Annotated in this window: 14 protein-coding genes and 1 tRNA gene; 3 read left to right on the top strand and 12 right to left on the bottom strand. The window is 70.7% G+C overall.

From position 1 onward, the window contains the following. The first annotated feature begins 16 nt into the window (after positions 1 to 16). Positions 17 to 868 (top strand): Fpg/Nei family DNA glycosylase, encoded by an 852-nt coding sequence (locus ACIRRU_RS11300; RefSeq protein WP_403678772.1) that lies wholly within the window; start codon positions 17 to 19, stop codon positions 866 to 868. 123 nt (positions 869 to 991) lie between these two features. Further along, positions 992 to 1,756: an SDR family NAD(P)-dependent oxidoreductase gene (locus tag ACIRRU_RS11295; protein ID WP_403678770.1), complete on the top strand. Its 765-nt coding sequence runs from the start codon at positions 992 to 994 to the stop codon at positions 1,754 to 1,756. Here the strand turns inward: ACIRRU_RS11295 and ACIRRU_RS11290 are convergent. The 11 genes from ACIRRU_RS11290 to ACIRRU_RS11240 all read right to left on the bottom strand — a co-directional run bounded on the left by ACIRRU_RS11290 (position 1,704) and on the right by ACIRRU_RS11240 (position 17,410). Further along, a complete protein-coding gene (locus ACIRRU_RS11290) occupies positions 1,704 to 2,162 on the bottom strand; it encodes a hypothetical protein (protein ID WP_403679149.1) in 459 nt (152 codons plus the stop codon). The genes ACIRRU_RS11295 and ACIRRU_RS11290 overlap by 53 nt on opposite strands. A 223-nt stretch (positions 2,163 to 2,385) precedes the next feature. After that, entirely contained in the window at positions 2,386 to 2,562 is a 177-nt protein-coding gene (locus tag ACIRRU_RS11285; RefSeq protein ID WP_363201867.1) for a CsbD family protein, read from the bottom strand. A 78-nt stretch (positions 2,563 to 2,640) separates the two neighbouring features. Then, entirely contained in the window at positions 2,641 to 3,111 is a 471-nt protein-coding gene (locus ACIRRU_RS11280) for a DNA starvation/stationary phase protection protein (RefSeq protein ID WP_363201850.1), read from the bottom strand. A 265-nt stretch (positions 3,112 to 3,376) separates the two neighbouring features. Further along, positions 3,377 to 3,760, bottom strand: a complete 384-nt coding sequence (locus ACIRRU_RS11275; protein WP_069169097.1) for a helix-turn-helix domain-containing protein — start codon at positions 3,758 to 3,760, stop codon at positions 3,377 to 3,379. A 94-nt stretch (positions 3,761 to 3,854) separates the two neighbouring features. Continuing rightward, complete coding sequence (locus ACIRRU_RS11270) at positions 3,855 to 4,379, bottom strand: CinA family protein (protein ID WP_403678768.1); 525 nt, start codon at positions 4,377 to 4,379, stop codon at positions 3,855 to 3,857. Beyond that, positions 4,376 to 5,257, bottom strand: coding sequence for a CDP-diacylglycerol--glycerol-3-phosphate 3-phosphatidyltransferase (gene pgsA / locus ACIRRU_RS11265; protein WP_403678766.1), 882 nt, complete (start codon positions 5,255 to 5,257; stop codon positions 4,376 to 4,378). The genes ACIRRU_RS11270 and pgsA overlap by 4 nt, the downstream gene beginning before the upstream one ends. Then, a complete protein-coding gene (gene rimO, locus ACIRRU_RS11260; protein ID WP_403678764.1) occupies positions 5,254 to 6,738 on the bottom strand; it encodes a 30S ribosomal protein S12 methylthiotransferase RimO in 1,485 nt (494 codons plus the stop codon). The genes pgsA and rimO overlap by 4 nt, the downstream gene beginning before the upstream one ends. Positions 6,739 to 6,901: 163 nt before the next feature. Beyond that, positions 6,902 to 7,702: a helix-turn-helix domain-containing protein gene (locus tag ACIRRU_RS11255; protein ID WP_403678763.1), complete on the bottom strand. Its 801-nt coding sequence runs from the start codon at positions 7,700 to 7,702 to the stop codon at positions 6,902 to 6,904. A gap of 338 nt (positions 7,703 to 8,040) precedes the next feature. After that, complete coding sequence (locus ACIRRU_RS11250; protein WP_403678762.1) at positions 8,041 to 10,812, bottom strand: DNA translocase FtsK; 2,772 nt, start codon at positions 10,810 to 10,812, stop codon at positions 8,041 to 8,043. 192 nt (positions 10,813 to 11,004) lie between these two features. Beyond that, positions 11,005 to 11,688, bottom strand: a complete 684-nt coding sequence (locus ACIRRU_RS11245; protein ID WP_363201856.1) for a response regulator — start codon at positions 11,686 to 11,688, stop codon at positions 11,005 to 11,007. A gap of 244 nt (positions 11,689 to 11,932) precedes the next feature. Next, positions 11,933 to 17,410 carry a HAMP domain-containing protein gene (locus ACIRRU_RS11240; protein ID WP_403678759.1) on the bottom strand — a complete coding sequence of 1,826 codons (5,478 nt, stop codon included), beginning with the start codon at positions 17,408 to 17,410 and terminating at the stop codon, positions 11,933 to 11,935. A 401-nt stretch (positions 17,411 to 17,811) separates the two neighbouring features. Here ACIRRU_RS11240 and ACIRRU_RS11235 point away from each other — a divergent pair, with 401 nt between their 5' ends. Then, positions 17,812 to 20,439, top strand: a complete 2,628-nt coding sequence (locus ACIRRU_RS11235) for a SpoIIE family protein phosphatase (protein WP_403678758.1) — start codon at positions 17,812 to 17,814, stop codon at positions 20,437 to 20,439. A gap of 63 nt (positions 20,440 to 20,502) precedes the next feature. Here ACIRRU_RS11235 and ACIRRU_RS11230 read toward each other — a convergent pair. Then, positions 20,503 to 20,575, bottom strand: a tRNA-Thr gene (locus tag ACIRRU_RS11230). Between the last annotated feature and the right edge of the window lie 228 nt (positions 20,576 to 20,803).

Raw genomic sequence — 20,803 nt, 5'->3', positions numbered from 1 at the left:
GCCCCATCATGGAGATATGCCCGAAGGAGACACCGTCCTGCAGACCGCCGCGCGTCTCCATCGAGCGCTGGCCGGGAGAACCCTGACCCGGTTCGACCTCCGCGTCCCCCGGTTCGCCACCGCCGACCTCACCGACCGTGGCGTCCTGGACGTCACCGCGCGTGGCAAGCACCTGCTCACCCGCATCGAGGGCGGCCTCACCCTGCACAGTCATCTCCGGATGGACGGCGTCTGGCGGGTGTTCGCACCGGAGGAACGCTGGCGGGGCGGCCCGGTTTACCAGGTCCGCGCGGTGCTCGGCAATACGGAGCACACCGCCGTCGGCTACCGGCTACCCGTCCTGGAACTGCTGCGCACCAGCGAGGAGGAGCGGGTCGTGGGGCATCTGGGGCCGGACCTGCTGGGCCCCGACTGGGACCCCGAGCTCGCCGTGGAACGGCTGCTGGCCGCACCGGACCGCCCCATCGGCGAGGCGCTTCTGGACCAGCGCAATCTCGCGGGCATCGGCAACGTCTACAAGTGCGAGCTGTGCTTTCTGGCCCGCGTCACGCCCTGGCTCCCCGTGAACGCCCTCCCCGACGGTGTCCTGGCCCGGCTGGTCGCCCTGGCCGAACGGCTGCTGCACGCCAACCGGGACCGCCCCACCCGCACCACCACGATCACCGCCGAACTCCGCACCCCGCCGGGCTCCCGCCCCACCACGCCCCCCGGGCGTCCGCTGCCCCCCGTCCGGGTACGGGAGCGGCTGTACGTCTACGGCCGGGCCCGGCGCCCCTGTCTGCGCTGCGGCACCCCGATCCGGCTGGCCGACCAGGACGACCGGCCCTCCTACTGGTGCCCCGGCTGCCAGTCGGGGCCGACGCCCTGACCGCCCCACCCGCACCGGGCACCCACCGACGCCCTCCACACCGAGGACTAGCGGGGACTTACCGACGACTTGGCGACAACCCATTTATTGACGCTCCGTCAGATTCAGCCGTACGGTCCGGTCATGCCCCTCTCCGCGTACGACCTCACGGGCCGCTCCGCCTTCATCACCGGTGCGGCGAGCGGCATCGGCCGGGCGAGCGCCCTGCTGCTCGCCGAGGCCGGCGCCGAGGTGCACTGCGCGGACCGCGACGAGACCGGTCTGCGACGGACGTACGACCTGGTCGCCGAGGTGGGCGGCAGCGGCCGCACACATCCTCTCGACGTCACCGACCGCGAGCAGGTCCGCGCCGCCGTCGCCGCGGCGGGGGACCTCGACATCCTGGTCGCCGCGGCCGGGATCATGCACTCCAGCAGCGTGCTGGAGACGACGGACGAGGATCTGGCCCGGGTGCTGGCGGTCAACTTCACCGGGGTGCTGTACGCCTGCCAGGAGGTGGCGCGGTCCATGACGGCCCGCTCCTCCCCCGGTTCGCTGATCACGATGGCGTCCGGCGCCGTGGACTCCGCGAGCGCCGGTCTGCTCTGCTACAGCGCGGCCAAGGCGGCCGTCGTCCAGCTGACCAGGACGCTCGCCACCGAGCTGGGCCCGTACGCCATCCGGGTGAACGCGGTCGCGCCCGGCTGGATCCGTACACCGATGACCGCCCGGCACGACGCCGAGGGGCAGCACCGGGCGGAGGCGATGATGACCCGGATCTCCCCGCTGGGCCGGGTCGGGGAGCCCGCGGACGTCGCCCACACGGTGCTCCACCTCGCTTCGGACGCCTCGGCCTTCATGACCGGCCAGATCCTCCGCCCGAACGGTGGCGTCGCCATGCCCTGGTGAGGACCGCGAGGACGCCGGAGAGCGAACCGGCACTCGCCCGGCCGAGGGATTCGACGACGCGACCCGCCGCCCCGGTGGACCCCGTCCGGCCCTCCCGCCCGCCTGCGCGCACGACGTCTCCGCACCCGCCCACGCGCCCCGCACCCTCCGGGCCATCCGCTCCGTCCGCACCCTCGACGCCCCCCACGCCCTCCCGGCCGTCCGCGTATCCGGCGCCCTCGCGCCTCCCGGGCGGGCCCCCCTGGACGACGGAAGCCACGTGGACCGGCAGCAGGCTCAGCCCCCAGCCGCCCGCCGCGACCGCCCCCTCGACCAGCCCCGCCTGCTCGGGTTGCAGAGCCAGCCGCAGCACCGCCCACCACCACAGCCCGCCGAGGACCAGCGCCGGTGCCCACCGCCGTCCCATGGCTGCCTCCCGCGGCCGACGTCCTTTCCGGCAGTTTCCCCTGGCGAGGGCGGCTCCGCACCCAGAACGTCCGGGAATGCCCGGCCGGAGAACCTCGCACCCGCGATCGCCCGTTCGGGGTCGTACCGGGGTCATGGAGGGCCAGGCGAGGCCCCACGCAGGAGTGCCCCCGCCGAATCGGCGGGGGCACTCGACGCGCTGCGCGCGGATTGAGGAGGCGGAATCAGGCCTCGTCGTCCCGGCGGAGGGAGTCCGTGACGCCCTTCGCGCGATCGCCGACCTCGTCGGCTGCTCCCTTGACCTTGCCCTTGGCCTGGTCGGCCTGGCCCTCGGCCTCCAGGCGGCGGTTGCCCGTCGCCTTGCCGACCGCTTCCTTGCCCTTGCCCTTGATCTTGTCCATGGCGCTGTCACCGCTCACGATGCCACTTCCTTCCATCCGTACGTGGTGGGTTCGGACCTTCCGGGACGGGGCGCCGGATCAGGCGCTCTCCGCCTGGAACATCCAGGCGTGCTTCTCGAGTTCTGCCGTCAGGGCGATCAGCAGGTCCTGGGTGACCGGGTCGGGCTCGTCGGTGACCTCGATGCGCTCGCGCATCCGGCCGATGACCACGCCCAGCCCGTCCACCAGGATGCGCACGGCGTCGGTGTCCTTGATCCAGCCCTCGGGCACGGACGCGATGGCGGTCTCCTTGGCGACCGTGCCGGCCCGCCCGTCGGGGTTGACCCCGACCGCCGAAGCGCGCTCGGCGATCGTGTCGGAGTGCTGCCGGGCGGTGACGACGACGTCGTCGAGCTGGAGGTGTACGGAGCGGAAGCGCGGACCGACCACGTTCCAGTGGACCTGCTTGGCCACCAGGGAGAGGTCCACGAGGTCGACCAGCGCGCCTTGCAGCGCCTTGCCGACGACCTTGAGATCCCCCTCGGACAACGTGCTCTTGACCACAGACATGTGCGCTTCTCCCATTCCGTCAGCCGCTTCACTGACCGTCTCGGTGCATCACCCACGATGGCACATATAAAGCAAAACGGTCATGTGGGCCTTGTCCTCCGTGTGCCCGCTGCCTGTCGGCTCACACACCCGCTTCCGGAGAAAAAGCACGGATCTCACCGACCTGGGCCACCCCGGCTCCGCCGCGGCCCGGCCGGACACGAAAGTCCCGGCCGACCCCCGGTGGGGGGCCGACCGGGACCCGGTCGTGCGTATGCCGCGCGGATTAGGCGGCGACGACGTCCACCGCTTCCGCGGGCGCCTTGATGGTCACCCGTCCCGTCGGCACACCTGCCACCGACGACACGGAGACGGAGTTGAGCATGGGGCGAACCGGTACTGGCACCGGATCGCTGGCAGCCGCCGACTCGGCCAGCTCGGCGAGCGAGAGCTCGTCGCTCACCTCTCGCATGAGCTCGGACATCCGTACGTCAAGCGCGTCGCAAATCGCGGAGAGCAGTTCGGAGGATGCCTCCTTCTGCCCCCGCTCCACCTCGGAGAGATAACCGAGCGAGACCCGGGCGGACGAGGAGACTTCGCGCAGAGTACGGCCTTGGCGCTGGCGCTGCCGACGCAGCACGTCACCCAGCAGGCGACGGAGCAGGATCATCGGTGGCTCCCTCCTCGGACCGCGTAGCCGCATCCTTCACGCCCTACCGTACCGCCTTGCGCTGCGGCCGTGCGGGGAGCGATGTCGTGTTCACTCAGGGCTGCAAACATCCATTCCCCCCGTTCTGTTCCGTATCCTGTGCCCGCACATTCCCGGAGAGTTCGTCCGCGAGCAGTTCCAGGGCGCTTCGCACACTCTCTCTACGAATATCCGCCCGCCCACCATTCAACCGCAGAGCGGCCACTTTCTCGACGCCGGAGGGTCCCACGACGGCCACGTAGACGGTGCCGACCGGTTGCCCGTCCTGCGGCCCCGGACCCGCGACCCCGGTGGTGGAGATCCCCCAGTCCGCGTCGAGGACCCGGCGCACCCCCGCCGCCATCTGCCGTGCGACCTCGGGATCGACGGCTCCGCGTTCCGTCAGAAGGGCTTCGTCGACCTCCAGCACCCGCTGCTTCAGAGGGGTGGCGTACGCCGTCACCGATCCCCGGAAGGACTGCGAGGCACCGGGTACGGCGGTCAGCTCGGCGGCCACCAGGCCGCCGGTCAGGGATTCCGCGACGGCGAGGGACTGTCCGTGTTCCGCGAGCAGCCGCAGCACCCGGGCGGCGGCTGTCACCGCTCGGCCTCCGCGGCGCCCCTCGTCTCGGACGCCCGCACGGCCGGCGCTCCCGCGGTGTCCCGCTTCTCGGACGCCCGTACCGCCCGCGCCTCAGCGGCGCCCGTCCTCCCCCGGACCTCCACCGGGCCCCGTACGCCACGGGCCTGCGCCGAGGCGCTCCCGGGCCCGGACGTTCCGGCCGCCTCCAGGGCCTCCGCCGTCTGCCGTGCCTGTTCGGCGGTGACGGCGGCGCGTTCGGTGGCCAGGCTCTTGCGGCGCAGGACGACGGCCTGGCGTACGTAGTCGAGTCCGGTGACGACCGTCAGCGCGACGGCGACCATCATCATCCAGAAGCGCAGGGTCGCCAGCGGCCCGGTCAGCGCCAGGACGTACATCCCGACCGCCGTCCCCTGCGCGAGGGTCTTCAGCTTGCCGCCGCGGCTGGCGGGAATGACCGCGTGCCGGATCACCCAGAACCGCATGAGCGTGATGCCCAGCTCGCGGGCGATGATCACCCCGGTGATCCACCAGGGCAGGTCCCCCAGGATGGACAGCGAGACGAGCGCGGCCCCCATGATCGCTTTGTCGGCGATCGGGTCCGCGATCTTCCCGAAGTCGGTGACGAGGTTGTACGTCCGTGCCAGATGACCGTCGAAGAGGTCGGTGATCATCGCGACGGCGAAGGCCGCCCAGGCGAAGGAGCGCCAGGCCGGGTCGTATCCGCCGTTGTGGAACAGCAGCAGGACGAAGCCCGGTACGAGCAGCAGCCGCACCATGGTCAGGATGTTGGCGATGTTCCAGAGGCTGGCCTGGTTGACGGCCGCAGTGCCCAGCTTGCCGCCGCGGACCGGCCTCGCGCCGGAGCCGCCTGCCGCGGATGCCGGGACTCCCGTCATCTGGCTGCCTCCGCAAGCTCGTGGTGTTCGGCCACCAGGTCCACGCCCTCGGTGCCCACTGCCTTCGCCTCGACCATAAGGCCCGGCACGAGTCCCTCGCGTGTGGTGAAGACCACCTGTCCGTCCGTTTCGGGGGCCTGGTGGGCGGCCCGGCCGATCGCGACCTCGCCGTCCTCCTCCGACTCCACGGACTCCACCAGCACCTGGAGGGTCTCGCCGACGCGCTCCTCGGCACGCTGGGAGGTCAGCTCCTCGGCCAGCTGGGAGATGTGGGCGAGGCGCTCCGCGATGACGTCGGCGTCCAGCTTGTTCTCGTAGCCGACCGCCTCGGTGCCCTCCTCGTCCGAGTAGCCGAAGACGCCGATCGCGTCGAGCCGGGCGCCGGTGAGGAAGCGTTCCAGCTCGGCGAGGTCGGCCTCGCTCTCGCCGGGGAAGCCGACGATGAAGTTGGAGCGGGCTCCCGCCTCGGGGGCCTTGCTCCGAATGGTGTCCAGGAGCTCCAGGAAGCGGTCGGTGTCGCCGAACCTGCGCATCGCCCGCAGCACGCCGGGGGCGGAGTGCTGGAAGGAGAGGTCGAAGTACGGGGCGACCTTCGGCGTCGAGGTGAGGACGTCGATCAGCCCGGGGCGCATCTCGGCGGGCTGGAGGTAGCTGACCCGGATGCGCTCGATGCCGTCCACGGCGGCCAGCTCGGGCAGCAGGGTCTCCAGGAGCCGGATGTCGCCGAGGTCCTTGCCGTAGGAGGTGTTGTTCTCGGAGACGAGCATGACCTCCTTGACCCCCTGTTCGGCCAGCCAGCGGGTCTCCTGGAGCACGTCCGAGGGGCGCCGCGAGATGAACGAGCCGCGGAAGGACGGGATGGCGCAGAAGGAGCAGCGGCGGTCGCAGCCGGAGGCGAGCTTCACCGAGGCGACCGGGCTGGTGCCCAGTCTGCGGCGCAGCGGCGCGCGCGGGCCGGAGACCGGAGCGACGCCTTCGGGCAGGTCCTCGGGCACGGGGGCGGGCTCGGTCTCCTGGGCGTGCCCGGGGAGGGACACGGCGGCGGACTGGCGCTCGGCGGGGCTGATCGGCAGCAGCTTGCGGCGGTCACGCGGGGTGTGCGAGGCGTGGATACCGCCGTTGAGGATGGTCTGGAGCCGGTCGGAGATGTCGGCGTAGTCGTCGAACCCGAGGACGCCGTCCGCCTCCGGCAGGGCCTCGGCGAGGTCCTTGCCGTAGCGCTCGGCCATGCAGCCGACGGCGACGACGGCCTGGGTGCGGCCGTGGTCCTTGAGATCGTTGGCTTCGAGCAGGGCGTCGACGGAGTCCTTCTTGGCGGCTTCGACGAACCCACAGGTGTTGACGACTGCGACATCCGCGTCCGAGGCGTCCTCGACGAGGTCCCAGCCGTCCGCTGCCAAGCGGCCTGCGAGCTCCTCCGAGTCCACCTCGTTACGGGCGCAGCCAAGAGTGACAAGGGCGACGGTACGGCGTTCGGGCATGGACTCAAGACTACGTTGTCCCGGCGGCCCCCTCACCGTGCAGGGTTGCCGCCCCGCTCCGGCCCCCGTCCCCGCTACGGGGAGTGACCGGGCTCCGGGCGGGGAACGGCGAACGGGCGCCCGGCCGGAGCCGGACGCCCGTCGTGGCGGGACGGTGGCCGGATCAGCCGGCCTCGGGGTCGCCCTTGGTGTACGAGAGCCGCTCGACGGTGCCGGGACCGAAACGGTCCTGGACCTGCTTGCCGTTGACGAAGAGTTCGATCGCCCCGGCGTCGCCGAGGACGAGGTCGATGCGCTCCTTGTCCTGGAAGGTCTTGGACTCGCCGCGCAGCAGCAGTCCGTCGAAGAGAATCCGCCCGTTGTGGTCCTTGGCGGAGATCCAGCTCTTGCCCTGGACCGCGCTGAGCTTGACCGTCACCTTGTCCCGCGGGGCGGCGGCGATGGCGCTCTCGGAGGGGACGGGCTTGGACTCGGACGGCTTGGCGGTGGGCTTCACCGCCGTCTTGTCGGGCTTGGAGCCCTCCCCTACCTGGGCGGTGGTGGAGGGCTTCTCCTCCTCGCCGCTGAAGAGGGTGAACCCGACGAACCCGATCACGACGACGATCGCCGCCGTCATGGCCGCGGTCCAGTTGGGCCGTCGGGGTTCGGAGCGGATACGTTCCGCCTCGAACAGCGGAGCCGCCGGGGTCGGGGCGGGACGGCCGCCGTGGCCGGCGTCGTACTCCTCGATCAGCGGTTCCGGATCGAGACCGACGGCGTGGGCGAACGTGCGGATGTGGCCGCGGGCGTAGACGTCGCCGCCGCAGCGGGAGAAGTCGTCCTGCTCGATCGCGTGCACGATGGGGATGCGCACCCGGGTGGAGCTGCTGACTTCCTCGACCGTCAGACCTGCGGCGATTCGAGCCTGCTGGAGGGCACGACCGATCGAAGGCCGGTCGTCTTCGGGGGAGTTGCCGATGGACACGGGGGCGCCTTTCGAGCGTGAGCCACCTGCTGGGTGTTCAGTCTAGGGGGGGTACGAAAGGGAGGGGCAACCGGGAGGGACGACTTTGTACGCCATCGGGTTCGCCGGACGGCCCCGTACCCGGCTCCGGGGGCGGAGCGGGGACGGGGCACAGCCCCGATCGAGGACTGGGCAACCGGTAGTGGGCCGAACGAGGTGGAGGTACGGACGGGAGGAGCGGCGCCGCGCACAGGTGCATGGTTCCGTCCCTCCCCTTCAACTGGACGTACGGCCGCACGAAACGGTTGCCCACAAAACCTTTACGGGTGGATTCACCTGCCCCTTACGGCCGACCGGCCTCAGGGTGCGGATTCCCCGCGGATGACGGCCAACACCCCGTCGAGCTCGTCGGGTTTCACAAGGACGTCGCGGGCCTTGGACCCCTCGCTGGGGCCGACGATGGAGCGGGACTCCATCAGGTCCATCAGCCGCCCCGCCTTCGCGAAGCCGACCCGGAGCTTGCGCTGGAGCATCGAGGTCGACCCGAACTGGGTGGAGACGACCAGTTCGGCGGCCTGGCAGAGCAGGTCGAGGTCGTCGCCGATGTCCTCGTCGATCTCCTTCTTCTGCTTCGAGCCCACCACCACGTCGTCGCGGAAGACCGGGGCCATCTGGTCCTTGCAGTGCTGGACGATGGCGGCGACCTCGTCCTCGGTGACGAAGGCCCCCTGCATACGGGTGGGCTTGTTGGCGCCCATCGGCAGGAACAGCCCGTCGCCCTTGCCGATGAGTTTCTCGGCGCCCGGCTGGTCGAGGATGACCCGGCTGTCGGCGAGCGAGGAGGTGGCGAAGGCGAGCCGGGAGGGCACGTTGGCCTTGATGAGCCCGGTCACCACGTCGACCGAGGGGCGCTGGGTGGCGAGGACCAGGTGGATGCCCGCCGCACGGGCGAGCTGGGTGATACGGACGATGGAGTCCTCGACGTCGCGGGGGGCGACCATCATGAGGTCGGCCAGCTCGTCGACGATCACCAGCAGATACGGGTACGGCGACAGCTCGCGCTCGCTCCCCTCGGGGAGCTTCACCTTGCCCTCGCGGACCGCCTTGTTGAAGTCGTCGATGTGCCGGTAGCCGAAGGCGGCGAGGTCGTCGTAGCGCAGGTCCATCTCGCGCACGACCCATTGCAGCGCCTCGGCCGCCTTCTTGGGGTTGGTGATGATCGGGGTGATCAGGTGCGGGATGCCCTCGTACGCGGTCAGCTCGACGCGCTTGGGGTCCACGAGGACCATCCGGACGTCCTCCGGGGTCGCCCGCACCATGATCGAGGTGATCAGACAGTTGATGCAGGACGACTTTCCGGACCCGGTGGCTCCGGCCACCAGCATGTGGGGCATCTTCGCCAGGCTGTGCATGACGTAGCCGCCCTCGACGTCCTTGCCGAAGGCCACCATCATCGGGTCGTCGTCCTCGGCCAGCCGCAGCACGTCCCCCAGGTTGACCATCTCGCGGTCGCTGTTGGGGATCTCGATGCCGACCGCCGACTTCCCGGGGATCGGGGAGATGATCCGTACGTCCGGACTGGCCACCGCGTAGGCGATGTTCTTGGTCAGCGCGGTGATCTTCTCGACCTTGACGGCCGGGCCCAGCTCCACCTCGTACCGGGTGACCGTCGGCCCACGGGTGAAGCCGGTGACGGCGGCGTCGACCTTGAACTCGGTGAAGACGGTGGTGAGCGACTCGACCACCCGGTCGTTGGCCGCGCTGCGGGTCTTGCCGGGGCCGCCGCGCTCCAGCAGGTCGAGCGAGGGGAGCGCGTACGTGATGTCCCCGGAGAGCTGGAGCTGTTCCGCGCGTGCGGGCAGCCCCAGCGACGCCTCGGGGGCCGGTTTGGTCAGATCGGGCACGCCTCCCGACGACTCGCCCTGGCCCGGGGAGGCCGGCTCGGTCCGCTTGACGCCCGGCTTCGGCCCGCCGTCCCGCTCGGCCTCCCGCGCCCCGGGCACGGGCGTGCCGGTGCGCTCCCGGTCGGCGGAGACGCCCTGGGTGAGGTCGGCGACGACCGGGGAGGGCGGCATGCCGTTCAGTACGGCTCCGTCGAGCGCGGCGGCCGCCGCGGCCGCGACGTCCACCGCGTCCATGGACCGGTTCATCGCGGGCTGCGCCGAGGGGCGCCGGGGCCTGCGGCGCTTGGTCAGCGCCTCCTCCTCGGCCTGGTCGTGGTCGTACGGCTCCGCGTCCGCGCCCCGTGCCGAGCCGCGGCGCGACCGCCCGGGCAGCGCCTCGCGCCACTGCTCGTCGTAGCGTTCGTCGTCGCCGTAGCCCTGTTCGGGCTCGGGCGGGGCCTCGACGATGCCGAGGCGGACGCCGAGCTGGCGCAACCGCTGCGGGATGGCGTTGACCGGGGTGGCGGTGACGACGAGCAGCCCGAAGACGGTCAGCAGGACGAGCAGTGGTACGGCGAGCACCTCGCCCATCATGAAGATCAGCGGCTTGGAGACGCCCCAGCCAACGAGCCCGCCCGCGTTCTGCATCGCCTCGGTGCCCGCGTCCCGGTCCGGCGAACCGCAGGCGATGTGGACCTGCCCGAGGATGCCGACGACCAGGGCGGACAGCCCGATGACGATACGGCCGTTGGCCTCGGGGCGCTCCGGGTAGAGGATCAGCCGTACGCCCATCGCGCCCAGCAGTATCGGCGCGAGCAGGTCGAGCCGGCCGAAGGCGCCGGTGACGAGCATCTCGACCAGATCGCCGACCGGACCCTGGAGGTGGGACCAGGTGCCCGCGGCGACGATCAGCGCCAGGCCGAGCAGGAGCAGCGCGAGCCCGTCCTTGCGGTGGGCGGGGTCAAGTCCCTTCGCACCGCGCCCTATCGAGCGGAACACCGCGCCCACGGTGTGTGCCGCGCCGAGCCAGACGGCCCGCACCAGGCGGAAGAGGCCGCCGGTGGGTGAGGGCGCGGGTTTTCTGGCCGCCGCCTTCTTCGCGGGGGCCTTCTTCGCCGCAGCCGCCGGTTTCTTCGGCGCGCTCTTCCTGGCGGGCGCGGCTTTCTTCGCGGGGCCCGCGGTACGGCCGACGCGTTTGGTGGTGCCCGCCGTGCCCTGGGAACCCTTGCCGGACGTACGTGAGGCCATGGTGCCGAGGTTACCGCTGTCGCCGCCCGTGAACACGTTCGCCTACTGGTTCACCCGACCGTGTCGTCCCCGCCGGGCCGGGAACTGACGGTGCCTCACGGCGGAGGGAGGCTCCCGCGGGGCGGGCGGAGGCGGCCGGGGCGGAGACGGGGCGGTCTCCCGGGCGAGGGAGCGGGGACCGGACCGGAGGCGTCAGCCCGGTGCGGGCAGCACGCCCGCGCCGCCGCCCGTGCCCGGCTCCAGGGCGTCCAGAGCGCGGCGCAGTCCGGTCAGCTTGCGTTCGAGGTGGGCGGCTGTGGCGACGGCGGCGGCGTCGGCCGACTCGTCGTCGAGCTGTTTGGAGAGGGCTTCGGCCTGCTCCTCGACGGCCGCGAGCCGGGCGGACAGCTCGGCCAGCAGACCGGCGGGCTCCTTCTCGTGCTCGCCGCCCGCCTGGCTGTCGCCGTCCAACTGGAGCCGCAGCAGCGCGGCCTGCTCGCGGAGCTTGCAGTTCTTCATGTACAGCTCGACGAAGACCGAGACCTTGGCGCGGAGCACCCAGGGGTCGAACGGCTTGGAGATGTAGTCCACCGCCCCGGCCGCGTAGCCCCGGAAGGTGTGGTGCGGGCCGTGGTTGATCGCGGTGAGGAAGATGATCGGGATGTCCCGGGTCCGCTCCCGGCGCTTGATGTGCGCGGCGGTCTCGAACCCGTCCATGCCCGGCATCTGGACGTCCAGCAGGATGACCGCGAAGTCGTCCGTGAGCAGCGCTTTGAGCGCCTCCTCCCCTGACGATGCCCGGACCAGGGTCTGATCGAGCGCAGAGAGGATGGCCTCCAGCGCCAGCAGATTCTCCGGCCGGTCATCGACCAGGAGGATCTTGGCCTTCTGCACCATGGCCCGCCCTCCTCGCCCCGGAAATGCACCGGGTGCCGCCCCAGAGGACGACTCCCTTACGCCGTCCGTCCTTGTGCCGGTCATGGTAGCCGCACCCCGCCCGTCACCACACCCTGTCACCGCGATGTCACCGTGCACGTACCTCAAACGCGGTGAGAGACCAGAAGGTTCCCCGGATGCAGCGCGTTCACACCCATTCGCGCACAGTCGGTCAACAACTCACGCCAAATTGTTCAACGTTCGATCACTCTCCGTGCATCCATCGCTCCATCACCGCGAGCAGGTGATCCGGATCGACCGGCTTCGTCACATAGTCGGAAGCTCCGCAGTCGATCGCCTTCTCCCGGTCGCCCTTCATCGCCTTCGCCGTGAGCGCGACGATCGGCAGACCGGCGAACTGCGGCATCCGGCGGATCGCGGTCGTGGTCGCGTAACCGTCCATCTCGGGCATCATGATGTCCATCAGCACGACCGTCACATCGTCGTGCTGCTCCAGGACTTCGATGCCCTCGCGCCCGTTCTCCGCGTACAGCACGGCCAGTCCGTGCTGCTCCAGCACGCTGGTCAACGCGAAGACGTTACGGATGTCGTCGTCGACGATGAGCACCTTCTCGCCGCGGAAGCGGAACGTCCGCCGGGGCTCCGCCTCCTCCGCGACGGCCTGCCCCGGCTCCTGGGCCGGGTCCTGGCCGGGCCCCTGGCTCCCGCGGACCCACTCGTCCCGGGGCGGGGCGCTCCGCACGGTGCCGCGGCCGGCCGGCAACGCGGGCCGCCGGGCCGCGTCGCCGAGCGCCTTGCGCCGGCGCCGGAACATCCCGGCGGAGTTGGCCGGGTCCCCGAGCGGCGCCTGCTCGCCCGCCGGGAGCTGCCCCTGCCCGTTCTCGCCGGCACCCCCCAGGGCCTCGGCCGGACCGGAACCCGCCTGCGGGTAGCCCTGGGGCGGCAGTTCGGCCGGGTGCAGCGGGAGGTACAGGGTGAAGGTGGAGCCCCGGCCCGGCTCGCTCGCCGCGTGGATCTCACCGCCGAGCAGCCGCGCGATCTCCCGGCTGATGGAGAGCCCGAGGCCGGTGCCGCCGTACTTGCGGCTCGTCGTGCCGTCCGCCTGCTTGAACGCCTCGAAGATCACCAGCATCTTGCTGGACGCGATCCCGATCCCGGTGTCGGTCACCGAGAAGGCGATCAGATCGGCGTCGGCGTCCCGCAGCGACCCCGCCTCCAGCAGATGCTCCCGGATCGTGTTCGGCACATCGGCCCCGGCCGGGCGGATCACCAGCTCCACCGCCCCGGTGTCGGTGAACTTCACCGCGTTGGACAGCAGGTTCCGCAGCACCTGGAGGAGGCGCTGCTCGTCGGTGTGCAGCGTCGCGGGAAGCTCCGGAGAGACCCGTACGGAGAAGTCGAGACCCTTCTCCGCGGTGAGCGGCCGGAAGGTCGCCTCCACGTAGTCGACCAGCTGGACCAGTGCGATCCGCGTCGGGCTGACATCCATCTTGCCCGCCTCGACCTTGGAGAGGTCGAGGATGTCGTTGATCAGCTGGAGCAGGTCGGACCCGGCGCCGTGGATCGTCTCGGCGAACTCCACCTGCTTCGGCGAGAGGTTCCCCTCGGCGTTGTCCGCCAGCAACTTCGCCAGGATCAGAAGCGAGTTGAGCGGCGTACGCAGCTCGTGCGACATGTTCGCCAGGAACTCCGACTTGTAGCGCATCGAGACCGCGAGCTGCTCGGCGCGCTCCTCCAGCACCTGCCGCGCCTCCTCGATCTCGGTGTTCTTCACCTCGATGTCACGGTTCTGCTGGGCCAACAGCTCGGCCTTCTCCTCCAGTTGGGCGTTGGACTCCTGGAGGGCCTTCTGCCGGTTCTCCAACTCCTGAGAGCGATCACGCAGTTGCTCGGTCAGCTCCTGGGACTGCTCCAGCAGCTTCTCGGTCTTGGTGTTGACGCTGATCGTGTTGACGCTCGTCGCGATCATCTCGGCTAGCTGGTTGAGGAAATCCCGCTGGATGTGCGTGAACGGCTGGAACGACGCCAGCTCGATCACCCCGAGCACCTTGCCCTCGAAGAGCACCGGCAGCACGATCACATGCGCCGGAGGCGCCTCCCCCAGCCCGGAGGAGATCTTGAGATAGCCCGGCGGGACGTTGTCGACCTGGATCGTCCGCTTCTCCTCCGCCGCCGTCCCGATCAGCGTCTCACCGGGCCGGAACGACGTCGGCATCGAGCCGGCGGAGTAGCCGTAACTCCCCCGCATCCGCAGCTCGTAGGAGCTGTCACCGCTGTTGTCCGGACCCACCTCCTTCGAGTCGCCCGGCGAGATGGCGAGGAAGAACGCGCCGTGCTGCGCGGAGACCACCGGCGTCAGCTCGCTCATGATCAGCGAGGCCACGTCGTCCAGATCGCGGCGGCCCTGCATCAGACCGGAGATCCGCGCCAGGTTGCCCTTCAGCCAGTCCTGCTCCTTGTTGGCGAGGGTGGTGTCGCGCAGGTTGGCGATCATCGTGTTGATGTTGTCCTGGAGGACCTGGATCTCCCCGGCCGCGTCCACATCGATCTTGAGGTTCAGATCGCCGCGCGTCACCGCCGTGGCGACGGCCGCGATGGCGCGCACCTGACGGGTCAGGTTCCCGGCCATCTCGTTCACCGACTCGGTCAGGTCGCGCCAGGTGCCGTCCACGTCCCGCACCCGCGCCTGACCGCCCAGCTGACCCTCGGTGCCCACCTCGCGGGCGACCCGGGTCACCTGCTCGGCGAACGAGGACAACTGGTCGACCATCGTGTTGATGGTGTTCTTCAGCTCCTGGATCTCACCGCGCGCGTCGATGTCGATCTTCTTGGTCAGATCGCCCTTGGCGATGGCGGTGGTGACCGTGGCGATCTGCCGCACCTGCCCGGTGAGGTTGGACGCCATCGAGTTCACGGATTCGGTGAGGTCCTTCCACGTCCCCGAGACACCCGGCACCCTGGCCTGACCGCCCAGCTCGCCCTCCGTGCCCACCTCGCGGGCCACCCGCGTGACCTCGTCCGCGAACGACGACAGCGTCGTCACCATGGTGTTGACGGTGTCGGCCAGCTCGGCGACCTCGCCTCGCGCCTCCACGGTGACCTTCTTCGTCAGGTCGCCGTTGGCGACCGCGGAGGAGACCCGGGAGATGTTCCGCACCTGGCTGGTCAGGTTGTTGGCCATCAGGTTGACGTTCTCGCTGAGGTCCTTCCAGATGCCGGTCGCCCCGCGCACCCGCGCCTGACCGCCGAGGATGCCTTCGGTGCCCACCTCACGGGCCACCCTGGACACCTCGTCGGCGAAGTTCAGCAGCTGGTCGACCATCGTGTTCACGGTGGTGACCAGTTCGAGGATCTCGCCCTTGGCGTCGACGGTGATCTTCTTGGAGAGATCGCCCTTGGCGACCGCCGTGGTGACCTCGGCGATGTTGCGGACCTGGAGGGTCAGGTTGTTCGCCATGCCGTTCACGGACTGGGTGAGGTCCTTCCACGTCCCCGAGACGCCCTGCACCTCCGCCTGACCGCCGAGGATCCCCTCCGTACCCACCTCGCGGGCGACCCGGGTGACCTGCTCGGCGAAGTTCGAGAGCTGGTCGACCATCGTGTTCAGGGTGTTCTTCAGCTCCAGGATCTCGCCCCGGGCATCCACGTCGATCTTCTGCGACAGGTCACCGCGCGCCACCGCCGTGGCGACCTGCGCGATGTTACGGACCTGGGCGGTGAGGTTCCCCGCCATGCCGTTCACCGAGTCGGTGAGATCCCGCCACACTCCGGCCACGCCCGGCACCTGCGCCTGACCGCCGAGACGGCCGTCCGTGCCCACCTCGCGGGCCACCCGGGTCACCTGGTCGGCGAAGGCCGACAGCTGGTCGACCATGGTGTTGATGGTGTTCTTCAGCTCCAGGATCTCGCCCCGGGCGTCCACGTCGATCTTCTGCGACAGGTCTCCCCGCGCCACCGCCGTCGTGACCTGGGCGATCTGCCGTACCTGGGAGGTCAGGTTCCCGGCCATGAAGTTGACGGAGTCCGTCAGCTCCTTCCACGTCCCCGAGACACCGTCCACCCGGGCCTGTCCGCCCAGGCGGCCCTCCGTACCCACGTCCCGCGCCATCCGCGTCACCTGGTCGGCGAAGCTGGACAGCTGCGCCACCATCGTGTTGACGGTGTTCTTCAGCTCCAGCATCTCCCCGGCCACGTCCACGGTGACCTTCTGGGAGAGATCACCGTTGGCGACCGCCGTCGTCACCTGCGCGATGTCCCGGACCTGACCGGTCAGGTTGCGGAAGGCGGTGTTCACCGAGTCCGTGAGGTCCTTCCACGTCCCCGCGGCCCCCGTCACCTCGGCCTGACCGCCGAGCCGCCCCTCGACCCCGACCTCGCGGGCCACCCGCGTCACCTCGGAACCGAAGGCCTGGAGCTGGTCCACCATCGTGTTGACGGTGTTCTTCAGCTCCAGCATCTCCCCGGCCACGTCGACCGTGACCTTCTGCGACATGTCACCGCTCGCCACCGCCGTGGTGACCTGCGCGATGTCCCGCACCTGCGTCGTCAGGTTGCGGAAGACCGTGTTCACGGAATCCGTGAGGTCCTTCCACGTCCCCGCCGCCCCCGGCACCTGCGCCTGACCGCCCAGCAGCCCCTCACCACCGACCTCGCTCGCCACCCGCGTCACCTCGTCGGCGAAGGTGCGCAGCGTCTCGGTCATCTGGTTGATCGTCTCGGCGAGCTGCGCGACCTCGCCGCGCGCGCTCACCGTGACCTTCTGCGTCAGGTCACCGTTGGCGACAGCCGTCGTCACCTCGGCGATGCCGCGCACCTGGGACGTCAGGTTGCCCGCCATCGTGTTGACGGAGTCGGTGAGGTCCTTCCACACCCCGGCCACGCCCGGCACGGCCGCCTGCCCGCCCAGCTCACCCTCCGTACCCACCTCGCGGGCGACACGCGTCACCTCGGAGGAGAACGAGGACAGCTGGTCGACCATCGTGTTGACGGTGTTCTTCAGCTGGAGCATCTCGCCGTCCACATGGACGGTGACCTTGCGGGACAGGTCCCCCTTGGCGACCGCCGTCGTCACCAGCGCGATGTCCCGCACCTGGGCCGTCAGCCGGTACGCCATGGTGTTGACGGAGTCCGTGAGGTCCTTCCAGGACCCGGACATCCCGCGCACCTGGGCCTGCCCGCCCAGCTTGCCCTCGGTCCCCACCTCCACGGCGACCCGGGTCACCTGCTCGGTGAACACCGACAGCTGGTCGACGAGGTTGTTGACCGTACGCGCGACCTTCAGGAACTCGCCGCGCAGCGGGCGCACCGTCTCGTCCGTCGTGTGCGACCGCAGCTCCATCCGCTGCTCCAGGTCGCCGTCGGCCACCGCCGACAGCACCCGGCTCACCTCGGACACCGGACGGGCCAGATCGTCGACGAGCTCGTTGGAGGCGTCGACGGCCGCCGCCCAGGAGCCCTCCAGGGGCCCCGTCTCCAGCCGCTCCGTGAGCTTTCCCTCACGCCCGACCACCCGCCGCACCCGGGCCAGCTCGCCGGTGAGATGCAGGTTCCGTTCGGCGACCTCGTTGAAGACCGCGGCGAGCTCCGACATCACGTCGTCGCCGGAGCCGGAGACCGTGAGCCGCCTGCGGAAGTTGCCGTCGCGCATCGCCGCGAGTCCCGCGAGCAGTCTGTTCAGAGCTGCCGCGTCGACCTCGACCGTGCCATTGCGCTGCTTTTTCACGGACTGTCCGCCTTTAGTACGCGCCTTCGAACCCCGCGCCGCCACGCCAGACTCCACCGTGTCCCTCCCGCAGGGGTTGACCGTTTCGCTCGGGCCTATCCGGAAGCTTGCCCAGTTCCACTTTGGCTCACCGCCCCGGCCCACCGTCAACGGGAGGCCGGTCGGACGTCAAATCGTTGCAACGTACCAGGCCGGGACCGGTCGACGGGCAACCTCCCCCCGTTGCCCCCCATCCCCTGCACCGGCGGTCCATACTTGTGCGCCCGCGCGCCCCCGCCGGACCGTCCTGTCCCGATCTCGGCCCTCGTGTACCGGACACCCGGGGCTAGCGTCTAGCCTGGCAGGCGAATCGAAGCGGCGAGAAACGGGCACAGGACTCGGGGAAGCGACGAGACACCAATATGGGGAGTGCTGTGATCACCGCGCGCGCGGCCGCCACCTTCGAACCGGTCGGGCGCTCGGTCGCGACCGCCCGCGCCTTCGTCCGGGACACCCTCCAGGGGTGGGGCTACAACGATGTCGTCGACGACGCCGTCGTCCTCACCAGTGAGCTCGTCACCAACGCCGTCATCCACGCGGGGACGGCGGCCGACGTCCTGTGCCTGCGCTCCGAGGACGCCGTCCGCGTCGAGGTCTCCGACCACTATCCGGAACGCGAGGTGCCGCTCCAGAGCACCGGCATCGACTTCGGCAGCCCCGACCGCGAGAACGGCCGCGGGCTGCTCCTCTGCGCCGCCCTCGCCACACGCTGGGGCGTGGAGTACTCCCCCACCCGCAAGCACGTCTGGTTCCAGCTGGACCTGCCCGACCGCCCGGTCGGCATCCGCTCCGCGGGCCCGGTCCTGCCGGCCTCGCTCCTGCCGGTCACCGACCAGCGGGTCCGGGTCGCCGTCGTCCAGATCGACAGCACCGGCTCGATCAGCGCGTGGAACGAGGACGCCGCCTACGTCTTCGGGCACACCGCGGAACAGGTCACCGGCAAGCAGTTCACCGACTTCGTGGCCTGGCCGCACACCCCCGGCACCAACACCGGCATCGCCGACGCCCTCCGGCTCTCCCGCTGGGAGGGCAGCTACGGGATCCGCGGCGCCGACGGGCGGACCATCCCCGTCTACGCCTCCCATCTGCGCGTCCGCGACAACGACGGCGAGCCCTCCACGGTCTGCCTCCTCGTCCGCGACGACGAACGCGCCGTGCTCCAGACCCCGGTCCGCGCCCCCGTCTCCGACTCCGCGTCCGACCACCGCGCCACGGACCCCTTCGAGGTCTTCATCGGCTCCCCCGCCCCCGACGACCTGGACGGCCTCCTCCAGCGGACCGTCGAGCGGGCCCGCGACATGCTCGACGCCGACGCCGCGTTCCTCCTGCTCGCCACGGACGACGAGACGGAGCTGGAGGTCCGCGCCACGACGGGCCTCCCCTCGGCCCGCCAGCGCTTCGCCCGCGTCCCCGTCGAAGCCGGAACGGGACGCTACGGCTCCGCCCGGATGCCCGCCGTCCACGAAGACCTGACCGCCGTCCCCGGCGCCGTCCCGCTCCTCACCGACACCGGGATGCGCTCGGTCGTCACGGTCCCCCTGAAGGTCGAGGGCCGCCTCACCGGCTCCCTCGGCGTCGCGGCGGAGAACCCGGGCCGCTACTCGAACGAGGAGGCCCTGCGCCTCCAGTTCGCCGCCGACCGGATCGCGCTGGCCGTGGAGTCCGCCCGCCTGGGCGAACTGGAACGGCTGCGCCGCGGCTCCCTGTCCTTCCTCGTCGAGGCCTCCGACCTGCTGGCCGGGACGCTCGACCGGGACCAGACCCTCGCGCTCATGGCCCAGATGACCGTCCCCACCCTGGCCACCTGGTGTGCCGTCTACACCATCGCCGACCAGTCCTCCGACCCGTACCTCTCGTACGTGCTCCACGAGGACGAGGATCTGATCGACGGCCTCAAGGCCCTCCTCTCCAAGGTCACCCCACCGGATCCGGTCCCGACCCCCGGCGCCCGCACCTGGTCGGCCCCCTCGGAGGCGGGCCGCCGCGCCGCGCTCTCCACCTCGACCCGCAGCCTCGCCCACGACGCGCCGCTGAGCATGAGCACGGCGACCCGTACCACGCTGGCCACCGCCCAGGCCGTCGGCGGCGAGACGGTGGTCCTGCCGCTGGTCGCCCGCAACCGGGTCATCGGCATGCTGACGCTCGGCAAGCCCTCGGACGACCACTTCCGCCAGGAGATCCTGGAGCTGGCCGAGGACCTCTCCCGCCGGGCCGCCCTGGCCCTGGACAACGCCCGCCTGTACTCCGAGCGCATGGCCATCAGCCAGTCCCTCCAGCGCAGCCTGCTGCCCCCGGGCCTCCCCGACGTCCCGAACGTCGAGATCGAGGTCATCTACCGCGCCGCGGGCGAGGGCAACGAGGTCGGCGGCGACTTCTACGACGTCTTCCCCATCCGCGACGGCGCGTACGGCTTCGCCATCGGCGACGTCTGCGGTACGGGCCCCGAGGCGGCCGCCGTCACCGGCCTGGCCCGCCACGCGCTGCGCCTGCTCGCCCGCGAGGGCTTCGGCGGCCCCGCGGTCCTGGAACGCCTCAACGCGGCGATCCTCGACGAGGGCGCCCGCAGCCGCTTCCTGACTCTCCTTTACGGCGAGCTGTGGCCCCAGGATGACGGCAGCGCCCTCCTGAAGGTCGTCTGCGCCGGCCACCCGCTGCCGTTGCGCCTGCGCCAGGACGGCTCCGTCGAGCCCGCCGCGGAACCGCAGCCTCTCCTGGGTGTCATCGACGACCTGGAGCTCTTCGAGGAGGAGGTCACCCTCAGTCCGGGCGACGTCCTCCTCTGCGTCACGGACGGCGTCACCGAACGCCGCGAGGGAACCCGCATGCTGGGCGACGACGGCCTCGCGGACGTCCTGTCCACCTGTACGGGCCTGACGGCCGGCGCGGTCGCCGCACGCATCCTGAGAGCGGTGGAACGCTTCGCGGCGGAACCCGCCTCCGACGACATGGCCATCCTCGCGATGCGTGTTCCCGAGCCGCCCCACATCTGATTCGGCACTCGCACCGACAACGCGAAAGGCCCCCGCCGAGCGGCGGGGGCCTTTCGTTTCCTGAGCCCCAATGCGGAATCGAACCGCAGACCTTCTCCTTACCATGGAGACGCTCTACCGACTGAGCTATTGGGGCCTCGTTGCGCTGCGGCAACGAGGTAAACCATACACGGGATCAGGGGGTACGCATAATTCCGGGTGTGCAGGCCAGGAAGGGCCCTTGGCCGACAACTTTCAAACCCTCACGCCGGGCCGACCACGCCCCCTTAAACGCAGGAAAGCCCCGTACCATACGGTACGGGGCTCCCCCACAATAATCGTTCGGCGGCGTCCTACTCTCCCACAGGGTCCCCCCTGCAGTACC

It is taken from the genome of Streptomyces sp. NPDC101181, assembly GCF_044767975.1.
GTDB lineage: Bacteria > Actinomycetota > Actinomycetes > Streptomycetales > Streptomycetaceae > Streptomyces.
This window is presented reverse-complemented; position numbering and strand designations above follow the sequence as displayed.